This is a genomic window from Arthrobacter sp. KN11-1C, assembly GCF_052180225.1.
Taxonomy (GTDB): Bacteria; Actinomycetota; Actinomycetes; order Actinomycetales; family Micrococcaceae; genus Arthrobacter.
In genome coordinates, this window is record NZ_CP197467.1 from 2465783 (window position 1) to 2486174 (window position 20392).

General features: G+C 63.7%; 17 protein-coding genes. 13 read left to right on the forward strand and 4 right to left on the reverse strand.

Annotated features, from left to right (window positions below; genetic code table 11):
• Window positions 1–102 precede the first annotated feature (102 nt).
• The 4 genes from ACSBOX_RS11665 to ACSBOX_RS11680 all read left to right on the forward strand — a co-directional run bounded on the left by ACSBOX_RS11665 (window position 103) and on the right by ACSBOX_RS11680 (window position 3878).
• Entirely contained in the window at window positions 103–1335 is a 1233-nt protein-coding gene (locus ACSBOX_RS11665) for a PucR family transcriptional regulator (protein ID WP_442542600.1), read from the forward strand.
• Window positions 1336–1483: 148 nt separating this feature from the next.
• Window positions 1484–2842, forward strand: coding sequence for an MFS transporter (locus ACSBOX_RS11670; protein WP_442542601.1), 1359 nt, complete (start codon window positions 1484–1486; stop codon window positions 2840–2842).
• Window positions 2839–3243, forward strand: coding sequence for a RidA family protein (locus tag ACSBOX_RS11675; protein WP_442542602.1), 405 nt, complete (start codon window positions 2839–2841; stop codon window positions 3241–3243). Before ACSBOX_RS11670 ends, ACSBOX_RS11675 begins: the two co-directional genes overlap by 4 nt.
• Window positions 3240–3878 (forward strand): RraA family protein, encoded by a 639-nt coding sequence (locus tag ACSBOX_RS11680; RefSeq protein ID WP_442542603.1) that lies wholly within the window; start codon window positions 3240–3242, stop codon window positions 3876–3878. The genes ACSBOX_RS11675 and ACSBOX_RS11680 overlap by 4 nt, the downstream gene beginning before the upstream one ends.
• A gap of 148 nt (window positions 3879–4026) precedes the next feature.
• Here ACSBOX_RS11680 and ACSBOX_RS11685 read toward each other — a convergent pair whose 3' ends face one another.
• A complete protein-coding gene (locus ACSBOX_RS11685) occupies window positions 4027–5175 on the reverse strand; it encodes a helix-turn-helix domain-containing protein (RefSeq protein WP_442542604.1) in 1149 nt (382 codons plus the stop codon).
• Between the two features lie 184 nt (window positions 5176–5359).
• On the opposite strand from ACSBOX_RS11685, the gene ACSBOX_RS11690 reads away from it, so the two are divergent.
• Genes ACSBOX_RS11690 through ACSBOX_RS11705 form a run of 4 tightly spaced genes read left to right on the forward strand, consistent with a single transcriptional unit; the run spans window position 5360 to window position 10768 of the window.
• On the forward strand, window positions 5360–6883 hold the full coding sequence (locus ACSBOX_RS11690; RefSeq protein WP_442542605.1) for an amino acid permease: 1524 nt from the start codon (window positions 5360–5362) through the stop codon (window positions 6881–6883).
• On the forward strand, window positions 6880–8250 hold the full coding sequence (locus tag ACSBOX_RS11695) for a M20 family metallo-hydrolase (RefSeq protein WP_442542606.1): 1371 nt from the start codon (window positions 6880–6882) through the stop codon (window positions 8248–8250). The genes ACSBOX_RS11690 and ACSBOX_RS11695 overlap by 4 nt, the downstream gene beginning before the upstream one ends.
• Window positions 8247–9059: a nitrilase-related carbon-nitrogen hydrolase gene (locus tag ACSBOX_RS11700; protein ID WP_442542608.1), complete on the forward strand. Its 813-nt coding sequence runs from the start codon at window positions 8247–8249 to the stop codon at window positions 9057–9059. The genes ACSBOX_RS11695 and ACSBOX_RS11700 overlap by 4 nt, the downstream gene beginning before the upstream one ends.
• Before the next feature lie 50 nt (window positions 9060–9109).
• Window positions 9110–10768, forward strand: a complete 1659-nt coding sequence (locus ACSBOX_RS11705; protein WP_442546022.1) for a flavin monoamine oxidase family protein — start codon at window positions 9110–9112, stop codon at window positions 10766–10768.
• Between the two features lie 128 nt (window positions 10769–10896).
• Here ACSBOX_RS11705 and ACSBOX_RS11710 read toward each other — a convergent pair whose 3' ends face one another.
• Window positions 10897–11697, reverse strand: a complete 801-nt coding sequence (locus ACSBOX_RS11710; protein ID WP_442542609.1) for a FadR/GntR family transcriptional regulator — start codon at window positions 11695–11697, stop codon at window positions 10897–10899.
• 143 nt (window positions 11698–11840) lie between these two features.
• On the opposite strand from ACSBOX_RS11710, the gene ACSBOX_RS11715 reads away from it, so the two are divergent.
• From ACSBOX_RS11715 to ACSBOX_RS11735, 5 genes are read left to right on the forward strand one after another with little or no spacing between them, the layout of a single operon-like run.
• Window positions 11841–12938: a sugar ABC transporter substrate-binding protein gene (locus ACSBOX_RS11715; RefSeq protein WP_442542610.1), complete on the forward strand. Its 1098-nt coding sequence runs from the start codon at window positions 11841–11843 to the stop codon at window positions 12936–12938.
• Window position 12939: 1 nt separating this feature from the next.
• Window positions 12940–14493 carry a sugar ABC transporter ATP-binding protein gene (locus tag ACSBOX_RS11720; protein WP_442542611.1) on the forward strand — a complete coding sequence of 518 codons (1554 nt, stop codon included), beginning with the start codon at window positions 12940–12942 and terminating at the stop codon, window positions 14491–14493.
• Window positions 14490–15497: an ABC transporter permease gene (locus ACSBOX_RS11725; protein WP_442542612.1), complete on the forward strand. Its 1008-nt coding sequence runs from the start codon at window positions 14490–14492 to the stop codon at window positions 15495–15497. Before ACSBOX_RS11720 ends, ACSBOX_RS11725 begins: the two co-directional genes overlap by 4 nt.
• A 23-nt stretch (window positions 15498–15520) precedes the next feature.
• A complete protein-coding gene (locus ACSBOX_RS11730) occupies window positions 15521–17017 on the forward strand; it encodes an amidase (protein WP_442542613.1) in 1497 nt (498 codons plus the stop codon).
• Window positions 17014–17910 (forward strand): 5-oxoprolinase subunit PxpA, encoded by an 897-nt coding sequence (locus ACSBOX_RS11735; RefSeq protein ID WP_442542614.1) that lies wholly within the window; start codon window positions 17014–17016, stop codon window positions 17908–17910. Before ACSBOX_RS11730 ends, ACSBOX_RS11735 begins: the two co-directional genes overlap by 4 nt.
• A 1304-nt stretch (window positions 17911–19214) precedes the next feature.
• On the opposite strand, the gene ACSBOX_RS11740 is transcribed toward ACSBOX_RS11735, so the two are convergent.
• Window positions 19215–19757, reverse strand: a complete 543-nt coding sequence (locus tag ACSBOX_RS11740) for a DUF6036 family nucleotidyltransferase (protein ID WP_442542615.1) — start codon at window positions 19755–19757, stop codon at window positions 19215–19217.
• Window positions 19747–20292 carry a hypothetical protein gene (locus ACSBOX_RS11745; protein WP_442542616.1) on the reverse strand — a complete coding sequence of 182 codons (546 nt, stop codon included), beginning with the start codon at window positions 20290–20292 and terminating at the stop codon, window positions 19747–19749. The genes ACSBOX_RS11740 and ACSBOX_RS11745 overlap by 11 nt, the downstream gene beginning before the upstream one ends.
• Window positions 20293–20392 lie beyond the last annotated feature (100 nt).

The window sequence follows — 20392 nt, forward strand, 5'->3', positions numbered from 1 at the left end:
TTGTGATTGGCCTCACTCGGCGGTGACTACTCCCATAGTGCCAGTAGATCCGCCCAAAAAAACTAGCTTCGGGCCACTGAATATCGGCCGTAGAATGTGTGAATGCACAATGCAGAGAAGGCTGGCGACGCAGCACGCTGGGGAGAGCTCGTGGAAGGGCTGCACGGGCGGCTGGAGGAACTTGTCGAGCTTTTCGTGACGCGCGTCCAGGAGATCCCCGAATATGCCGACAATAGGGTGAGCTTGCCGGAATTGAGGATCACGGCACGTGAAACTTTCCGGCGCCTCATCGACGGACTGCGGGACGAGAGGTTCCGCCATTCAAACTCCCATGGCAGTCAGGATTCGCTGGCGCGCTTCTCCTCGGAGCTTGGTGCCAAACGGGCCCGTGCCGGAATTTCGCCCGAAGCCCTGATTTCAGCTGTGCGCCTGGATTTCAGCATTCTTTGGGCAGATCTCCTGAAGATCTCGGACGCGGAGGATGCCGTGCTCCTGACGTCCCATGTAGACCAGGTGTGGCGCGTGGTGGATGAATTTGCCACCCAGACCCACTCCAGCTATTCGAGCGAGCGCGTCCGGATGGCCCAGGAGGAATCAAACATCCGCCGGGAGTTCATCGCCCGGTTGTTCAGCAAGTCCGAGCTATCGGCAGACACCATCAGCCAGGCCGCGGCAGCACTGGCCACGGACCCGGAAGCAAGGTTTTCCATCGTGGCGGCGAGCGGCGAGGCAGCCTCCAAACTGCGGACGATTGCCACCCAGGGCGGCTGGCTCCAACCGTCCCAACGGCTCTACGTCCACGAATTCGGCGGCAGCACGTACGTCTTCTGGGCGTTGCCGCGGGCTCATGGCGGGGGGCCCCGCGTCGCTGGACTCGGCGGCGCAGGCCGGCAAGACGAAGGACCTGCCTACATTCCTGCGCCCATCATCGGAATACCTTGTGGTTATGTCGAGGGATTTTCCGGCCTGCGCGCCCTGCCCTCCGCAGCACGCACGGCGGAGCGCCTCGCTTTGCTGCTCCAGCCCGCTGACCGAGGCCCATTGACGGCGGCAGCAGCGTGGGCCCGTCTCGCCAAGCAGCAACTCCAGGATGCGGGCCTGGACCTCTGGGCCGATCTTGAGTCCGCCCTCTCGGAATGCCGCGACGGCGAGCGCGAGCGGCTGACCGAGACGGTGCGCCATTTCCTGCACACGGGCAACATCACCACGACGGCGCAGGAACTGTTTTGCCACCGGAACACCATCCTCAACCGGCTCAACCGCTTCCAGGAGCTCACTGGCATCGATCTGGCCGTGCCGGCGCAAGCGGCCCGGCTGGTGGTGGCCTGGGCCTGAGATCTGCAAAGGAAAGCGGTGTTGTGTGAACACACATTTTCCGTCGTTTTTTGCTGGAAATTCAGCCATTGAAGTGTGGTACGCAACACAGGATAGTTATCTGCATCCTCACCCGGGCACTCGCCCCCACACTCATCTGGAGCTTCTCATGGCCCAAACGGTAGATACCGCTTCCGCGTCCGCAGCCAGGCTTGACCTGGCCAAGATGCGCAAAATCGCCCTCGCCAGCGTCATCGGCACCACAGTCGAGTGGTACGACCTGTTCGTGTTCGGAACAGCGTCCGCCTTAGTCTTCAACAAGATCTTCTTCCCCAGCTTCGACCCGATCGTCGGCACCATGCTGGCCTTCGGCACCTTCGCCTCCGCCTACATTGCCCGCATGGTAGGCGCCATCATCTTCGGCCACTTCGGTGACCGTCTCGGCCGCAAATCCATGCTCCTGATCTCCTTGCTGACCATGGGAGCGGCAACTTTCGCCATCGGCTTGCTGCCTGACTACAACAGCATCGGCATCACGGCACCGCTGCTTCTCCTCCTGCTACGCGTCATCCAAGGCCTGGCATTGGGCGGCGAGTGGGGCGGCGCGGTACTCATGACCGTAGAGCATGCTCCTTCCGGCCGCCGTGGCTTCTACGGCTCACTCGTCCAGGTAGGCGTTCCGGCAGGCACCCTGATCGCCAACGTCGCGTTCCTGATCGTCGCTTCCACCGTCAGCTCGGACGCGCTGCTCAGCTGGGGTTGGCGTATCCCGTTCCTTACCTCCTGCTTGCTGGTGGCTGTCGGCGTCTACATCCGCCTCCACATCGAGGAAACCCCGTCGTTCCAGGCCGTCAAGACCGCCGGCGCCAAGGCGAAAATGCCCTTTGCCACCCTCATGGCCAAGTACTGGAAGCAAGTTGTCCTCGGCGGCATCGCCACCCTCTCAACCGGCAGCACCTTCACCCTGCTGGTTGCCTCCGGCGTTTCCTACGGCAAGAAGGACCTCGGCCACTCGGAAAGCCTCATGCTCTGGGTTGTCCTGGCCTCGTGCGCACTGTGCTTTGTGCTCATCCCCTACTTCGGGAAGCTCTCGGACAAGTACGGCCGCAAGCCCATCATCTACGCCGGAGTGGCGGCGGAGGCGCTCTTCGCCTTCCCGATGTTCTGGCTCATGGACACCAAGTCCGTCGCCCTGCTATTCGTCGCCTACCTCGGAATGATGACGGCCTTCGCAGCCAACTACGGTCCCATCGCCACGTTCCTGGCCGAACTCTTCGGTTCCAAGGTCCGCTACTCCGGATTGTCCGTGGCCTACATGCTCTCCGGCCTCCTCGGCAGCGCCGCTACCCCGTTCATCACCACCTGGCTCCTGGGCATGACGCACCAGAGCTCCTCCATCGCCTGGTACATCACAGCCGCTGCCTTAATCTCCTTGGCGGCGTTGTTCGTCCTGACGGAAACCCGCCACGGCAACATCGACGCCGTCGACGTCGCCCCGGTGGATGCGGCGGAAGCGGCGGCGAAATGAGCGATTCCCCAGCGACGAACCCGGCCACCATCACGCGGCTCGGCGAGGTCCCCGGCCAGGCAGCCGCCGTCGGACCTTTCTCCCACGCGGTCATCGCCAATGGTTTCGTGTTCACCTCCGGCCAGATCCCGGCCATCACCGGTTTGGACGACCAACCGGAGACCTTCGAAGGACAAGTCCGTCAGACGATCGAAAACCTGCGTGCGGTACTGGAGGCAGCAGGTTCCAGCCTGGCGCACGTGGTCAAGGTCAACACGTACTTGACCAGCCAGGACCAACTCGAGGAGTACAACCGCGTCTACACGGAGTACTTCGGCTCCGCGAAGCCCGCGCGTACTTCCGTCTGTGTGAGCCTCTGGGGAGTATCCCTTGAGATTGAATGCGTGGCGGTGCTCGCATGAGCCAGGCATCTACGGCGGAGCTTCGGTCTTCGGCAGGCCTGTTAGCCCGGCTTGCCGAGGTCAGCTACCCCACTATCGGACACTTTCTTGAGGACGGATTTGTTGATCCGGCAATCCAGTCGCTGCTCGACGGCGTAAAGGTGGCCGGGCCTGCGGTGACAGTCCGAATCGTTGACAACGATGCGATCGCCATGAACCGTGCACTCCTAAAGCTGTACCCAGGAGCAGTGCTGGTGATCGACATGGATGGCGACCACCGTCACGCCCCCGTCGGCGCAGTGACGGCAGCAGCTGCCAAGGCCCGTGGCGCGGCCGGCATAGTTGTAGACGGCCGAGCCACGGATCTGTTGGAGTTGCGGAGCACCGGCCTGCCGGTCTTCGCCCGCGGGACCTCGTGCCTCACCACCAAGCGGCTGCACGGCAAGGAATCATCGGTCAACGTTCCCGTGTCGTTCGGCGGAGTCGAGGTTCATCCCGGAGACTGGGTGCTGGGTGACGATAATGGCGTGATCGTGCTGACCCAGGAGGAGGCGACAGCGGTCTTGGAGCGGGCACTGGCCTCGGACGCGGCCGAGCCGGAACTGCTGGCACGAATCGCCGCGGGTGAACCACTCGAAACGCTGCTCGTGCACTGAAGCATGTGACCGCCACGGTGCTGACAGCACGCTGGACTTGCCCAGAGAAGAAGGCTCAAAGCCACACAGGAGTGTGTGGCTTTGAGCCGTCTCCACGCCGCGGCTTCGTGATGCCAGCACGGGAATATCGACTCCGGAACCTGCGCCCCTACCCCCCAATGGCAAGCAGCGCCAGCGCACTGTCCCGTGGCTTTTGAAGGTCAAGGCCCGTGTAACCTTCAAATGCCGCCAGCCTGTTGACAACGGTGTTCCGGTGGCAGGCGAGTCGGTCTGCCGTGGCTACGAGGCTCCCGAGCTCCAGGAATGCTCGCGCCGCTTCCAGGAGGCGTTCCCGCTCCGCGTCACTGCATCGACCAAGCGCCGAAAAGACCAGGTTTTCAGGGTTACAGCCCACTTGCGAGAGTCGGTGTGCCGTAATGGACAGCCAACGGTCCCTCAGCGTAAAGACCCCCTTGCTGCCCATGGGCAGGTCTTTCATGATTTCCCGGGCGGCGCTGACTGCTGTGCGCACTCCTGCTATCCCGTTGGCGTGCGGTGCCACAGCGACGGCCACATCGTCGAACAGCGCGGCCTCCTGATAACTCAGCTTTTCGTTGGAGTCCACCGTTCGGGGGCGGATGACAAGAGTGTGGTGCCCTTGGTCATAGGTCAGCACAGGAAAGTCCCGCGGCGGACGCGCCCGGACCCGCCTCCTGATCAGCAGGCCATCGTTCCGGTCGATGGCCGCTACAAGAAGCATCGCGTGAGGGTTGATGCGGAGGGCACCGGCTATGCGTGACAGCTCAGTTGGGGACGGCTCGGCCGGCGCCAACAGTTGGGTCAGATACTGCTGCTGAAGATCGGCATCGGCGCCCTCAATTTCCTCCAACTCCCTCAAATACCGCTCTTGGACGCTGGACGCGAAGCGGTCGACAGTCGCCCACACGACTTCCGCCTTCCTTACCAACAAAGCAGGGTCTGCGCGCAGCTCCGGTGCGGACAAAGCATCCCAGAGCACCGAGAAATCGAGGCGAATCGCCCGGACCAGGCTTTCCAGCGGAACGCCTTGGCGCGCCCTCCGGGCGCCAAGTTCGGAGGCAAAGACCGAAAGCGCGCCAATATCCTCGGCACGCCCGCCGAGAGCCGAAAGCATGGCAGAGAAGGAGCTGAAACTGCTGCGACGCAGGTCCTCAAGCGTGAGGCCGGAATCGGCGTAGGCGGGATCGGGAAGAATCCGGGTCAGGAAATTCTCGACGAGGCCAGGGAGCTGCCTGCCCACGGCATCAACCAAAGTCAGCCACTGCTCATCGTCCGTCATGTCGCCCCTCCCACAGCATCTCCATACATCCTCGCGGAACCGGACGCCACGGCCCATGTACGTTCGTACATTTATTGCATGCTTTTACGTTCGCCGCTGTCATGGGCAATGATCCATCGCCTTGGGACGATCGAAATCAGCTGCTCCTGTGGCAGCCCAACACTTTCACCGGCCAGGAGTTTCCATGACCACCATTGATCCAGTCGAGGAGCGGACAACGGCTGTCCGCCCCGACGAGCAATCCGGCTACAAGAAGGGCCTTTCCAACCGCCAGGTCCAAATGATCGGCATCGGCGGCGCCATCGGCACGGGACTCTTCCTCGGCGCCGGCGGACGCCTGGCCTCAGCCGGGCCCGTACTCCCCGTTGTCTACGCGATCTGCGGAGTGTTCGCCTTCTTCATCCTCCGCGCTCTCGGCGAGCTGGTCCTGCACCGCCCGTCATCAGGCTCCTTCGTCTCGTACGCTCGGGAGTTCTATGGCGAAAAGGCAGCGTACATCTCCGGGTGGGTGTACTCACTGTCGTGGGCACTCACCGCGATCGTGGACATTACCGCCGTCGCCGTTTATCTGAACTACTGGACAGCCTTCAGCAGTGTCCCGCAATGGGTCCTGGCGCTGGCTGCACTGCTCGTGGTCACCGGGGTCAACCTCATCTCCGTGAAGCTGTTCGGTGAACTGGAATTCTGGTTCGCCATCGTCAAGGTGGGCGCGCTCGTGGCGTTTCTGCTGGTGGGCGGCATCTTCCTCGCCGGCAACTTCCCGGTCGCCGGACACCAGCCCGGGCTCTCCCTGATCACCGACCACGGGGGGCTGCTGCCCAACGGGCTACTCCCCGCGGTCATCATTGTGCAGGGCATTGTGTTCGCTTACGCCGGCATCGACATGATCGGTGTAGCCGCCGGCGAAACAAAGGACCCTCGGAAGATCATGCCCAAAGTGGTCAACGCGGTCATCTTCCGGATCGCCATCTTTTATGTGGGCTCCACTGCCCTGCTGGCGATGCTGCTTCCGTATAGCTCCTATAAGGCCGGGGAGTCCCCGTTCGTAACCTTCTTCGCCAGTATCGGCGTGCCCGGTGCGGGCGACGTGATGAACTTCGTGGTCCTCACCGCCGCGCTATCCAGCCTCAACGCCGGGCTCTACTCCACCGGGCGGATCTACCGCTCCATGGCCCAGACCGGGACGGCACCCCAATTCATGAAACGGATGAGCCGCGGCGGGGTGCCCTACGGCGGCGTCCTCTTCACGGCAGCCTTCACTCTGCTCGGCGTGGGGCTCAACGCAGTTGTTCCAAAGATGGCCTTCGAAATCACCATCAACGCCACCGCCCTGGCCATCCTCTGCACGTGGGCAACCATCATTTTGTGCCAACTGAAACTGTACAAACTGTCCAAAGCGGGACTGATGCCGCGGCCAGCCTTCCGGCTCTTCGGTGCGCCTTGGACCTCCTACCTGACCCTGGCGTTTCTAGCAGCGGTGCTGGTCCTGATGCTGTTTGATTTCCCGATCGGCACGTACACGGTCGCCTCCTTGGCAATCATCATCCCGGCCCTCATGGCCGGCTGGTACTCCGTGCGAAGGCGCGTCAACGAACTTGCTAGGACCCAGCCGCTGACCAATGCCATCCCGGTAGCGCAGGCCACAGCCCAGCAATCACCGCCCCAGTCTTCCACCGCGCGGTTCAACAACGAGGAGCACACGCCATGACCACCGCAGCAACGCGTCCCGCCAACGCCCCGTCCCAAAATCCAGCCGCCATCAGCCGGGCAGCGACCGATGACGCTGCGTCCTTCCTCCGCGACTTCCGCAGCCTCTCGACCATTGGCGAAACACCCGGCCACGGTGTGGACCGTCAGGCCGGCACTGCGGCGGACGCACAGGCACGTGCGTGGTTCACTTCTCTCGCCTCCCAGTACGGATTCCGCACCGAGACGGACAGGATCGGTAATCTCTTCGCGCTGATCGAATGGAACCCCGGCGCACCGTACGTACTGGTGGGCTCGCACTTGGACAGCCAGCCGACGGCCGGAAAGTACGACGGCGCCTACGGTGTCGCCGCGGCCCTTCACGCTGCCCGCAGGCTGGCCGACCGCGCAGCCTCGAAATCGCCCGACGACGGCACCCCGCCAGCGGTTCCCAAGTACAACCTTGCCGTCGTTGACTGGTTCAACGAGGAAGGGTGCCGCTTCACCCCGTCCATGATGGGAAGTTCCGTCTACACCGGAAAGCTCCGCGCCGACGTCGCGCTGTCCATTACGGATACCGCGGGTACCAGCGTGCGCGAAGCCCTTACCGAAATCGGGCACCTAGGAACTGGCGATGGGCCCGCTGCCGCCGCCTATGCGGAGATCCACATTGAACAGGGCCGGTCGATGGAGGACTCCGGCACCACGATCGGCCTAGTCCACGCCTGCTGGGCCGCTGCGAAATACACCGTTACGGTCCACGGCGAGCAGGCACACACGGGTTCAACCGTCATCGCCGACCGCAAGGACGCCCTGCTGGGAGCGTCGCGCCTAGTGGTCTTGCTTCGGGAAATCGCGGACCACTTCAGCGGTGCCGTGCTGCACACCTCCGTGGGTCAGTTGACGGTGTATCCGAACTCGCCCGTTGTGGTGCCGTCCCGGGTGGACCTCGTGATGGACTTGCGGACCGCCGATGAGGGCGTCCTGGCCACTGCCAAGGCCCTGCTCCGCGCCGGTATCGCCGCCATCGAGACGGAGGCCAACGTCAGCATAGAGGTCGAGGAGTCCCACGCCTGGGGCATCAACGCCTACCAGCCCGCGGGTGTGGCCTTGGCCGCCGAATGCGCAGCCGAGCTGGGCCTCAGCTATCTCCGAGTGTTCACGCTCGCCGGGCACGACTCGATCAACATGAAGGATGTCGTCCCTACGGTCATGCTGTTCGTCCCCAGCGTGGACGGCATCTCCCACAATGAGCGCGAATACACGAACGACGACGATGCCTGCGCCGGCGTGGACATGCTGACCCGCGTAGTTGAAAGGCTGTGCAACGGAGACCTCGACGATGCCGCGTCGCCGGAACCCGGCTCCCGGCTGGAGGGCACCACGTGACCGGCCGGATCAAGGTGGCCGTCCTGCAAGCGACCGGGCTGGTCAACTCGCCGCAGCAGAACCTGATCAGGCTTGCTGCTCGGGCGCAGGAAGCAAAGGCACTGGGTGCGGACCTTCTGGTAACCCCCGAACTGTTCGTCAGCGGTTACGCTCCGGGCCTGGTCCACGGCACCGACGGGACAGCCCAGCGGCGGCAGATCGCCGACATCGCCCTATCCGCGGGCCTGGCGATCGTGGGCTCCACAGTCGAACACGACCGGGAGCGGCGCTATATCTCGGCGTCCTTCTTTGACCGCGACGGTGCCGAACTGACCCGCTACCGCAAGCAGCACCTCTTCGGTGCAGTCGAGAAGGAAGCGTTCGACGCCGGGGAGGCTCCCCCCGCCGTCGTCCGCTTCGACGGAGTCAACGTTGCCCTCGGAATCTGCTTCGACATCGAGTTTCCCGAGTTTGCGCGCGCCGCGGCCGTCGCGGGCGCGGAACTGCTCTGCATTCCAACGGCAGTCCCCCTGCGTGAAGGCGGCCAGTCCGACTCACACCCGTTCGACACCCGGATGATTCCGGCGATGGTGGTACCCACCAGAGCCCTCGAAAGCCAGCTGTTCATTGCGTACGCCAACCACACCGGCCCACACTTCGCCGGCCTAAGCACCATCGCCGATCCGTACGGGCGGCACCTTGCGGCCGCCGGTGACGATGCCGCGCTCATCGTCGCAGACGTTGCCCTGTCCAGCCTTCGCCAGGCCCGGCTGGACACCGACTACCTCTCCCGGTTCATCGACAGCGCAGCCAGCGCCAACCCCAAGTAAGGACCCCCGTGACCATCGCAGCCACCAGCACTCCGACTGCAAAACTGAGCATGCTCATCCCCGATTTCCCGTTCCCCTACGACGACTACATCACCCATGAAGCGGGAATAGGTTCCGTCCCGGCCGACATGTACGGCACCGAAGTGGCCGTTGTGGGCGCCGGACTGTCAGGACTCGTCGCAGCCTACGAACTCATGAAAATGGGACTCAGGCCGGTTGTGTACGAGTCCTCAAGGATCGGAGGACGCCTCCGCGGAGGCACCCAGCCGGGCAAGCCCGGACCCGTGGCGGACCTGGGCGGAATGCGGTTCCCCAAGAGCGGCACCTCGTTCTTCCACTACGCGGATCTTGTTGGCATCGAAACGCAACCGTTCCCCAACCCACTGACGCCTGCCGCCGGAAGCACTGTGATCGAACTTGGCGGCACGGCCCACTATGCCGAGACCCCCGACGATCTTCCTGGGTTCTTCCGGGACGTGTCCAACGCCTGGGACGACTGCCTGGAGGAACGCGCCCACTTCAGCGCCATGCAGGAAGCCATCCGGACGAAGGACCTCGCCACCATCAAGAGGCTCTGGAACGAACTGGTTCCGCGCTTCGACGACATCTCCTTCTCCGGTTACCTGGCCACGTCAAAGGCGTTCTCGTCCCTCTCGTTCGAATACCGGGAGGCCTTCGGCCAGGTCGGGTTCGGAACGGGCGGCTGGGACACCAACTTCCCGGACAGCATCCTGGAGATCCTCCGCGTCGTGTACGTGGATGCCGACGCGGACCAGCACCGGATCATCGGCGGGGCGCAGCTCCTGCCGGAACGTCTCTGGAACCATGCCCCCTCCGACCTGGCGCACTGGCCAGAAGGCACAAGCCTCGCGTCCCTTCACGGCGGGCACCCGCGGCCCGGCGTCGCGTCCATCCGGCGCCTTCCTGACAGTGGGGGCGCCGCTGCAGCGGTCGAGGGACCCATCGCCGTCACGGACAAGTGGGGACAGTCGCGGGAGTATCCGGCGGTCATTGCGACGTGCCAGAGCTGGCTGCTCTCGGCGCGCATCGATGTCGACGAGTCGCTCTTCAGCCACAAGCTCTGGACGGCGATCGAGCGTAGCCACTACATGCAGTCCTCCAAGACGTTCGTAGTGGTCGATAGGCCGTTCTGGAAGGACATCGACCCACAGACCGGCCGCCAGCTCATGAGTACCACGCTCACAGACCGGCTCACGCGCGGCACCTACCTGTTGGACAACGGCCCGGACCAGCCCGCCCTGATTTGCTTGTCCTACACCTGGAACGACGACGCCCTGAAGTGGTTGCCGCTGGATGCCGACGAGCGAGTCCGGCTTATGCTGCACTCCTTGAAGCAGATCTATCCCACCGCGGACATCGCCTCGCACATCATCGGGGATCCAATCACGGTCTCCTGGGAAGACGACCCCAACTTCATGGGTGCCTTCAGTGACAACCTCCCAGGGCATTACCGCTACCAGGAGCGGCTCTACACGCACTTCATGCAGGAAGGAATGGACCCGGCCCACCGCGGCATCTATCTGGCCGGCGACGGCATCTCCTGGACCGGCGGCTGGGCCGACGGAGCCGTGACTACGGGCCTCAATGCCGTGTGGGGCGTCATGACGCAGCTGGGCGGCAAGACCAATCCAGAGAACCCGGGCCCGGGCGACCGCTTCGACGAACTCAAACCCATTCGGCTTCCCTGACCTCCCCGGGGCAGGCTGTTCATCGGCCAGACTCACGCATCGGCCGTATGGGGCCCGTCTCAAAGGGGCTCCATACGGCCGTGCCCATGCCAATGGGTAGCACCGGATGAACGGCCCGCTCTGGGCGGTTATTCGGCGCGGGGCCTTGACGCTGCCAGGCGGCTCGAATCGGGCAATGTTGCCACGAAAACGTCCGTCGCGCTGATGTCCGCCAGTGCCTTGCGCCGGGTGTCGTCGAGGTATCCGACGTGGTTTTGGAATGCCGCGCGGGCGGCTTCCGGGTCCTGGTCTGCGATTGCCTGGTAGATGACCGCGTGTTGCGCCCATACGGCTTCGCGGTCCAGTAGATCGACGAACACGGTGTTGGTGGCCGGCCGCATGAGATGCACCGACATCATGGCGAGTTCGAGAATCTGGTTCTTTGCGGCCCTGGTGATCGCTGTGTGGAACTCAATGTCTAGCTGGAGCCATTCAGCGAGATCGAGATCGGGGTTCGACGCGAGGTGTATCGGTTGGTGGATGGCCTCGAGGTCGTCCTCGGTGCGCCGCCGTGCGGCCAGGTCAACGCACTGCATTTCCAGCACCCAGCGGGCCTCGTCCACGTCGTGCAGGGAGACGTTGCCGGCCCGGTACCACAAGCGGATCGCGTCACTGAGCTGTTCGGCGACGGTCTCAGCATCGGGCACCGCAACATAGGTCCCTCCCCGGCTTCCGCGGGAAGAGACGACGAGTCCTGTTGCCGCCAGGATCTTCAGGGCCTCCCTTGCGGTGGCGCGCGCAACATCGAATGATTCCGCCAGCTCCAACTCAGAGGGCAGCCGCTCCCCCGGCAGCCATTGGCCGACGCTGATCGCCCTTCGCAGCTGGCGGGCAATTTGCCCGGACGCGTCCTTGCGGCCGAGCTGAACCGGCACGAACTCTTCTGGCATCGCTAAACGCACCTTGCCTTCACATCGGTGGAAACCCCTTTACAAGGAAAGGATACTCCTTGCATAATGTCCAAAGTTAGACATTGACTTTTCCCCCCGACGATCGTTGCGGGAGCCACCCGATCCACCCCTTGGAGAAACCGATGAGTTTGAAGATCAGCACAGCGTTGGGGATCGCTGCACTCGTGTCCGCTATTTCCCTCAGCGCCTGCACCGCACCTCCCAAGACCGCAACGGATACCCCCGCCACAGCCGCAGCATCGGGATCCGCGGCCAGCACCGAAGCCATGAGCAACACCCTTAAGTTCGTCGATGCCGGGACCAAGGCGCCAGCCGGGAAAAAGGTGGCCTACCTGGCAGAATGCGCCGCCGCCAACGCCTATTGCCAGACCCGGCTGAAAGGGGCGCAGGAGACAGCCGCCAAATTGGGTGTCCAATTGACCGTCTTCGACGCGAACTTCGACCCGGCCGCCCAGTTGCAGCAAGTCCAGGACGCCGTGCAGCGGGGATTCGACGGATACATCTTCTCGCCCGTCGCCGACGCCCCCGGATGCTCGGACTTCCACCTGCTCCAGGCCAGCGGCAAGCCCGTCAGCACCATCAACAGCCCCATGTGCGGCAACCCCGACTACACACCGGAGACTGCCGGCTTCGTCGGCATGCAGACCACCCAGTTCTTCACCGAGCACGTCGAAAACGCCTTCAGGTCCTGCACCGCATCCTGCAATGCGGTCGCCGTCGGAGGCTTCGTCGGGTCAGACCTGTTCACCCGATGGGAGACCGCCATCAAGACAGCGGGCGCGAAATACCCGAACGTCAAGGTTGTCTCCGACCAGCCGGGAAACTTCGACCCCGCCAAGGCTCTCTCGGTGGTCCAGGACGCGATCAGCGCGAACGGCAAGATCGACCTCGTAATTTCCTCCTGGGATGACATGACCCGCGGTGTGGAACAGGCCGTACACGACGCCGGCAAGACCCCAGGGAAAGACGTCCGCATCTACAGCGTGGGAGGCACCACGGCAGGCGTGGCCAAGGTAACCGGCGGGGCTTGGACGTCAACATCGGTGCTGCTCCCCTACGAGGAATCCTCCTACGGTGTCGCCCAGCTTGTCCGTGCCCTTTCCAGCGGCGAAAACACCCCAGGGTTCGCCTACCTGGCCCAGGCACCCGCCGTCACGCAGGGACCAGGCTCGATCTTCATCACCGCAGCCAACGCCAGCAAATTCCACCCGGAGTACTGACATGCGGGCCCACGCTCCATCCACCGCCGCCGACGCGCTCGTCGTCCGCGGCTTGAACAAGCAGTACGGGGATGCCCAGGTCCTGAGGAACGTCTCCCTCACGGTCAGGGCAGGTGAAGTCCATGCACTTGTCGGGGAAAACGGTGCAGGAAAATCGACGCTCATCAAAACCGTGGCCGGTGCCGTCCAGCAGGACAGCGGAACGGTCAGTATCTGGGGCCAGGAGCTCGACGGCGGCCAGCCAGGCAAGGCTGCCGCCGCGGGTCTCGCGGTGATCTACCAGGAGCTGACCATCGTTCCGGAAACGACAGCACTGGCAAACGTGTTGCTCGGCAGGCCACCACAAAGGTTTGGTTTCATCGACCGCCCGGCCGCCCTTGCCCAATACCGGGAGGCCGCCGCAGCGGCCGGCACCTCCATACCCGCAGCCACCCGTGCCGGAGACCTCTCAACGGCCAACCAGCAGATGCTCGAAATCATGAGGGCCCTAGCCAGCCACCGGCGCATGATCGTCATGGATGAGCCCACCGCCTCGCTTGGCCCGGAAGACAGCCGTTCCCTCCACAAAGCCATCAAGGAACTGACCTCCGCCGGATGCTCGGTTGTCTACATATCCCACAACCTCGACGACGTCCTGGACATCGCCGACACGGTCACCGTGCTACGCGAGGGCGCCGTGATCGACAGCAGAGCAACAGCCGACTGGGACAAACCTTCCCTGATCGTCGCGATGCTCGGCGGCACCCCCGCTGAGGTCCAACCTACCGCCCCGGGACACACCAAGGGCAGGATCGCCCTGAGCGTCCGCGGCCTCACGGCCCCCGGCGTCGATCTGCCGGCACTGGACATCCGCGAAGGCGAGATCATCGGACTGGCCGGACTCGTCGGCTCAGGACGCACCAGGTTTCTGCGGACCCTGGCCGGTGCGAACCGGCACACAACCGGAGCCCTCACGCTCGACGGAAAGCAGGTTCCATGGCCCCGTTCCCCTCGGGACGGCATCCGGCGCGGGATCGCCCTGGCCCCGGAGGACCGAAAAGAACAGGCCCTTGTCCTGGACCGCAGCGCTGCGTGGAACGTTGCCCTGGGCCAATTCACCAAAGCATCGGGCCGCCGCCCCTTCCAGACCGGCGCCCTCGCGGGATGGGCAAGTCCCGGCGCTGCACGGATGGGGTTCCACCCACATCGACTGAACAGTCCAGCGGGAACCCTGTCGGGCGGAAACCAACAGAAACTCGTCCTGGCCCGATGGCTGGACCGCGGCCTGCGCTGCCTACTCCTGGACGAACCGACACGAGGCATCGACATCGGCGCCAAAGCCCAGATCTTCGCCACGGTGCGCAAGCTGGCCGACGAAGGGCTGTGCGTCATCTGGTGCAGCAGCGACCTGGACGAAGTCACCCGGTACAGCGACAGGATCGTTGTCCTGGCCTCCGGCCGGGCGGTCGCCGAACTACCGGCGGGCTCCACCGTCCAGGACATCCTCACCCACACTTACACCGCGCCGGCGCTCGGAAGCCTCGGGCCCACAACAACAGATATGGCAGCATCATGAGCACGACAACACTTCAAAAGAACAGGATGTCTCAGCCCGGGCAGACGCCCCGGATAGGTCCAACCCTGCGCCGTTTCGGCGTTCTGGCGGCCTTGTTGGTCCTGGTGGCGCTCATCAGCATCGCCCAACCGGGTTTCCTCGCCGGGGGGAACCTGATGAATATCGTCAGCCAGTGGGCTCCCGTGGCCATCATGGGAATCGGCATGACGTACGTGGTCATCACGGGCGGATTCGACCTCTCCGTCGGGGCCATCTACTCCCTTACTGCCGTCATCGCGGCGACCGTCGGCCGGACGGAAGCCCCGATCGTGGCCTTCGTCGCAGCAGCCGGAGCCGGCATCGCGGCAGGAGCCATCAACGGCTGGATCGTTACCGGGCTGAAGGTCAACCCGTTTATCGCTACCCTGGGAAGTTCCTTGATCATCTCCGGCACCACGCTGGTCATCACGGGAAACCGGGCCGTCGTGGTGAGCTTCGCCCCGTTCCAGGAACTCGGCAGCGGACGGCTCGCAGGGATCCCCTACTCGGGGATGCTTCTGCTCGTCCTGCTTCTGCTGGCAGGCTTCATCCTGGCCTTCACGCCGTACGGGCAATCCGTTTACGCGGTCGGAGGGAACCAGGAAGCAAGCCGTCTCGCCGGTATCCGAACGCGCGGCGTCGTGGCCAGCACCTACACACTTTCCGGGCTGTGCGCCGGCATTGCCGGTGTCGTCACGGCCTCGCAACTGGGTTCGGCACAACCGAACCTCAACCCGAACCTGGTTTTCGATGTCCTGACTGTTGTGATCGTCGGCGGCACGTCGTTGACTGGAGGAAAAGGCGCCATCTGGCGGACCGCCGTCGGGGTGGCAATCCTGGCCACCCTCCAGAACGGCTTCAACCTTCTGGACATCGATTCGTACTACCAGAACATCATCAAGGGCATCATCATCATCGCCGCTCTGACCCGGCTCCCCGGAATCCGGCCCGCACTCAGACTGCGCCGCCCCAACTCCTCCAAATAAGAACCAGAAACCAAGGAATCACCATGACCATCACAACCGTCGAAGAACTGACCATCGCCCAGGTCCATGATGCGCTCCTCGCAGGAACCTTCACCGTGCGGGAACTCGTCGAGGCCTACCTGGAACGCATCCGCACCCTCGACACCGAGGGACCGGCACTGAACTCCATCGTCACCGTCTCGGACACCGCACTCGAGGAGGCCGATGCGCAGGACGCGTACCTCGCCGCGAACGGCACGCTTTCCGGCCCGTTGCACGGGGTTCCGGTGGTGGTAAAAGACCAGATCGAAACCGCCGGAATTCCCACAAGCTTCGGCAGCGCCGCAACCGGCGCCTACACAGCCGCCCAGGACGCGACCGCGATCGCCCAGCTGCGCGCAGCCGGTGCGATCATCCTGGCCAAGACCACCATGCCGGACTTCGCCACTTCCTGGTTCTCCACTTCCTCGCGCAGCGGAATCACCCGCAATCCCTACGACCTGGCCCGCGACCCGGGTGGGTCCAGCAGCGGCTCCGCAGCCGCCGTCGCCGCCAACCTCGCCCTTGTGGGCATCGGCGAAGACACCGGCGGGTCTATCCGACTGCCGTCCTCCTTCTGCAACGTCGTCGGACTACGCGTAACGCCGGGCCTGATCAGCCGCGCCGGGATGTCCTCCCTCGTTGTGCCGCAGGACACGGCCGGACCCATCACCCGAACCGTCACGGATGCCGCCGTCGTTCTGGACGCGCTGGTCGGCTTCGACCCGAAAGACCCCTACACCGTGGCGAATGCCATTGCCCGGCACTCCGGCACCTATGCCGAAGCCGTGGCCAAGGACGGGCTCGCCGGCAAACGCATCGGTGTCCTCCGCCAGGCCTTCGGCCCGGAATCCGACGCCGAATCGGCAGAAGTCAACGACGTCATCCGCCAGGCACTGGCCAATGTGGAAGCGGCTGGCGCCCAGCTGGTCGATGTGGAGGTACCGAACCTGAACGACTACGTCGCCGACACCTCGGTGTACTTCTCACGGTCCCGGCAGGACATGAATGCCTTCATCGCCAAACGGCCCGAACTCGGCATCGGCTCGGTCGAACAGCTGCACGCCGAGGGCAAATTCCACGAGAAGCTGGACCTGTTCGTCGGGATTGCCACCGGCCCGGCAACGGCAAAGGACGACCCCACCTACCCGGACCGGGTTGCCCGCCAAGGCGACTTCCAGCGACTGGTGGCGGGAATCATGGCCGAACAAAAGCTTGACGCCATCTGCTTCCCCGATGTCAAAGTCGCAGCCCCGAGCCACGCAGACATCTTCGCCGACCGCTGGACCTGCCTGACATACCCGACCAACACCGTCATCGCATCCCAGCTATTGTTCCCCGCCATCACCGTTCCCGCCGGATTCACCAGCGGCGGACTGCCCGTCGGACTGGAAATCATGGCGCTGCCCTACTCCGAACCGCAACTGCTCGGACTGGCACACGGTGTCGAGAAGGCCACCGCCGCACGCAAGGCACCCAGCCTGTCCCAGGTAACAGCGTGAAAGGCAAGACCTCGATCCCGCAGCTGACACTCAACTCGGACATGGGCGAGTCCTACGGAATCCACTCCTTCGGAAACGACGAAGCCCTCCTGCCCCTCGTCGACTCCATCAACGTCGCCTGCGGCATGCACGCCGGAGACCCCGGCACCATGAACCGCATCGTCACCGCGGCCGCCGCAGCCGGTGTCCGAATCGGCGCCCACCCCGGCCTCCCGGACCCCGTCGGCTTCGGCCGGCGAGAAATGGCCCTGCGGAATGACGAAGTCCGGGACCTCGTCCGGTACCAGGTCGGTGCATTGTGGGGATTCCTTGACTCCGCAGGCGTACCCCTGAACCACATCAAGCCGCACGGAGCGCTGTTCGCCATGCTCTCCAGAAGCGAGGAACTCATGGACGCCCTCTGCGACGTCGCTGAGCAATTCAACGTGTCGGTCTACGGACTCCCGGGAACCTGCCACGAAACAATCGCGGCACGCCGAGGAATCCCCTTCATCGGCGAACTCTACGTCGACCTTGACTACAACTCCGACGGCACCGTCATCGTCAACCGCTCAAGCCATGAAACCGGGATTACACAAGCCGTTCAACGCACCCACAGATACCTGGAGGAGGGAACGATAGCTTCGGTGACGGGTGAAACCGTCACCGTCAGGGCGGACACCATCTGTATCCACTCCGACCAGGCAAATTCCATCGAACTGGCAACCGCAGTCCGGGACGTCCTCAACACCTTATCCGCGCCCACCAAGCCCGGCAAAGCCGGCGCCTGCCAAACCCAGGCGCCCGGCTTTGCCGTATCAAGAACCCGTTTCACTCCCAATCAGAGAATGAACGACAATTTCCCCTCCCCGAGTCCGCAGGACCATAATCTGGGCCACCCATACTGCCGCTAGTCTCGTTCCGCGAAGGGTTCGACGTTGGCGGGTCCAGCTCAATCACGTCGCCGAGCGCGCCGTCGATTCGAGCGAGAGAGTTTCTCCGTCCAGGGCCAGGTCCGCGGCTTTGACGGTGTCGTCGAACTACTCGGGCCAGCTCGCGCCTACGTTTGCGGCGGAAACGTTTGGCGTTGGCCGGCCGATCCAGCACGTCCTGGCCTTGACCAGCCACGTCGTGGTCCATCGTTGTCATGCCCAGGACCTCGCAGAGTTCGTGATTCTCGAAACCAAGCACGGAGCAATCCCACGGGAGGTCCAGACCCGCCCGACGGACGACCATGAGCGCACCGGAAGGCCATCTAGTCAGAGGCGATGAAAGCCGCCGCGGTCGGGGCGCAGGCCGCAACCAGCCCGGCCGTGCACTGAGGCCACATACGTCCAATACTCAGGAGCGGACCGCCACTGGCGCTTCCATAAAATCAGACTTAAGCGTGGACACTGTCCACACCCCCTTTGGCAGGACAAGCGGACAGCCAGAGCACGCCCTTACAACCAGGAACAGCTCTCCAAGAAACTTCCGAGCCAAATTCGGTTTCATCATGTCGTACTCCGGACCATGAACCATGAACGGGTGTTGGCCATCCACGACCAACCAGAGCGAACCGGAACGAGGAACCGCATAACCCCACCCCAGAGCAGGCGGAGGGTCCACCAGCCAGGACCCTGAACCCGCAACCCACACATCTGAATAGGCCACCGCGGCGGCCAGGCCAAAGCCCGCCAACCTAGCGTCAGAGGGACCTGACCACAAGCTTTGTACACATGTTAAAGCAAAAACCCCTCTGACGAGGGGGAATGCTGTGCCCGAGGTGGGACTCGAACCGCATTCCGAACCTTGCAAACACAGGGAAATCCCAAAAACATAGCCAATCCGAGCCAGTCCGGCCGATGTACGGCCCAGTACGGAGCCAAATCTGTTGACATTGTCAACACCCCTTACTGACAGAATTTGAAGAACACAGAGCGACTGCCGCCCTCGTTTTAGGAGAAGCGGCAGTCGCTATATCGTCGGTTGCAACGGGATCAGGCCAACTCGTCCTCGATGCATCCGTCCGCGACAGATGTGTCGGCTTGATTCTGGCCACGGCGATCCTCCTTCGTACATCTCATAGACCCAAAGTGCAGGAGCGCCCATGACCTTGCAGTCTGCACGACAACGTCACCGTGGGCCGTGGAACCGAGCGAACGGGTTGGAGCTGAAACGGCGGGGGGCTCCGTCGCAGGCCGCCCTCGGGGATGAGGAGGGCGTGGTTGCCTGATTGTCAGCGGCCGGCGGAACTGCGGACCCATGCCAGGGCCCGGTCCCGGCGAATGTCGTCACCACGTACGGTTTCAAGCCGCACGGCAATCGTGTCCGCGTCGACCAGCCCATGCTCAAGGAGGGCATTCACGAAGACGCGGTCCTTGGCCCGGCCGGCGACGAGCTTGGCCGCACACAGATCGTGCGGTTCAAGGCAAAGTCCGGTCCGGCCCCTGGTGTTCGCGTTATTGACCCTCACAAGCCTGTCCGTCCAGCCCTCGGGCAGCACCGCAGTGTCCATGCCGACGCCCTGGACATAAAACCCGTGCGTTTCATGGAAGAACGACATCTCACCGATCGCCGCGTCCAGCTCCGTCGCCAACGACTGGGCATCATCGTCCTCCATCGGAGCGACGTCGACTTCCTCGGACATCGTCGCCTCGAGCGGCAACTCGTCCTCCGTGAACGACCCCAGGATCGCCTGGCTGCCGATAATCACGACGGTGTCATGCCGGATGATTTCCGTCGCAGCCCGAATGGCGTGCTCCAACTGGCTACGATCCATGCCGTGTCGCCTTGTGAATGGCCAAAAGCCTCTCCTCACCCGTCAACACTCCGGCGAATGGCGTCATCTGGCGCAGGTCGATCGACCGCTCGTCCGGGCGGAGCATCACCTCAATAAGGTTCTCGACCGGGCCAGCGAGCAACGTCGACCAATCCCTCACCCACCCCTCGGCAAAGGAGCCCCGGGACCTTGCCGCAAGACGGGCGAGGTTCACCGTCGCCTTGCTCAGAACAGCCTGAGGATCGACACGCAACTTCTCGGCAACGGCCCGGTGCAACTCATAGGACACCCGTTCCTCCCGCCGTTCAAACGCCGGCCGGCCGGCCCGGGCCTTCTCCAACAGGCGCTGACTCACCGAAGGACTGACAGCCGTCGCCTTGGCGATCCCCCGAACCGTCATGCCCTCGACCCACAAAGAAAAGACAGCTTCCGCGCGGCTATCCGAAGCCGCAACCATCTCCCGACGCGCCCTATTGGCCGCGTCGCCAGCAACTTTCACCTTCTGGATGAGCACATCCGTCAACAGGGTGGACATGGTTGTATCCTACCCGGGTACAAGTCTACCCAAAAGCCCGCGATCAGAATGCTGCTGCCTTTCGGCCGTTTCCTCCCTTGAGGCTGGCCCGGGCAGGCCC

Excerpts from the sequence above, each read along its gene's own strand:
- ACSBOX_RS11665 (WP_442542600.1), top strand. The coding sequence starts at position 103 with ATGCACAATGCAGAGAAGGCTGGCGACGCAGCACGCTGGGGAGAGCTC.
- ACSBOX_RS11670 (WP_442542601.1), top strand. The coding sequence starts at position 1,484 with ATGGCCCAAACGGTAGATACCGCTTCCGCGTCCGCAGCCAGGCTTGAC.
- ACSBOX_RS11675 (WP_442542602.1), top strand. The coding sequence starts at position 2,839 with ATGAGCGATTCCCCAGCGACGAACCCGGCCACCATCACGCGGCTCGGC.
- ACSBOX_RS11680 (WP_442542603.1), top strand. The coding sequence starts at position 3,240 with ATGAGCCAGGCATCTACGGCGGAGCTTCGGTCTTCGGCAGGCCTGTTA.
- ACSBOX_RS11685 (WP_442542604.1), bottom strand. The coding sequence starts at position 5,175 with ATGACGGACGATGAGCAGTGGCTGACTTTGGTTGATGCCGTGGGCAGG.
- ACSBOX_RS11690 (WP_442542605.1), top strand. The coding sequence starts at position 5,360 with ATGACCACCATTGATCCAGTCGAGGAGCGGACAACGGCTGTCCGCCCC.
- ACSBOX_RS11695 (WP_442542606.1), top strand. The coding sequence starts at position 6,880 with ATGACCACCGCAGCAACGCGTCCCGCCAACGCCCCGTCCCAAAATCCA.
- ACSBOX_RS11705 (WP_442546022.1), top strand. The coding sequence starts at position 9,110 with ATGCTCATCCCCGATTTCCCGTTCCCCTACGACGACTACATCACCCAT.
- ACSBOX_RS11710 (WP_442542609.1), bottom strand. The coding sequence starts at position 11,697 with ATGCCAGAAGAGTTCGTGCCGGTTCAGCTCGGCCGCAAGGACGCGTCC.
- ACSBOX_RS11715 (WP_442542610.1), top strand. The coding sequence starts at position 11,841 with ATGAGTTTGAAGATCAGCACAGCGTTGGGGATCGCTGCACTCGTGTCC.
- ACSBOX_RS11720 (WP_442542611.1), top strand. The coding sequence starts at position 12,940 with ATGCGGGCCCACGCTCCATCCACCGCCGCCGACGCGCTCGTCGTCCGC.
- ACSBOX_RS11725 (WP_442542612.1), top strand. The coding sequence starts at position 14,490 with ATGAGCACGACAACACTTCAAAAGAACAGGATGTCTCAGCCCGGGCAG.
- ACSBOX_RS11730 (WP_442542613.1), top strand. The coding sequence starts at position 15,521 with ATGACCATCACAACCGTCGAAGAACTGACCATCGCCCAGGTCCATGAT.
- ACSBOX_RS11740 (WP_442542615.1), bottom strand. The coding sequence starts at position 19,757 with ATGGATCGTAGCCAGTTGGAGCACGCCATTCGGGCTGCGACGGAAATC.
- ACSBOX_RS11745 (WP_442542616.1), bottom strand. The coding sequence starts at position 20,292 with ATGTCCACCCTGTTGACGGATGTGCTCATCCAGAAGGTGAAAGTTGCT.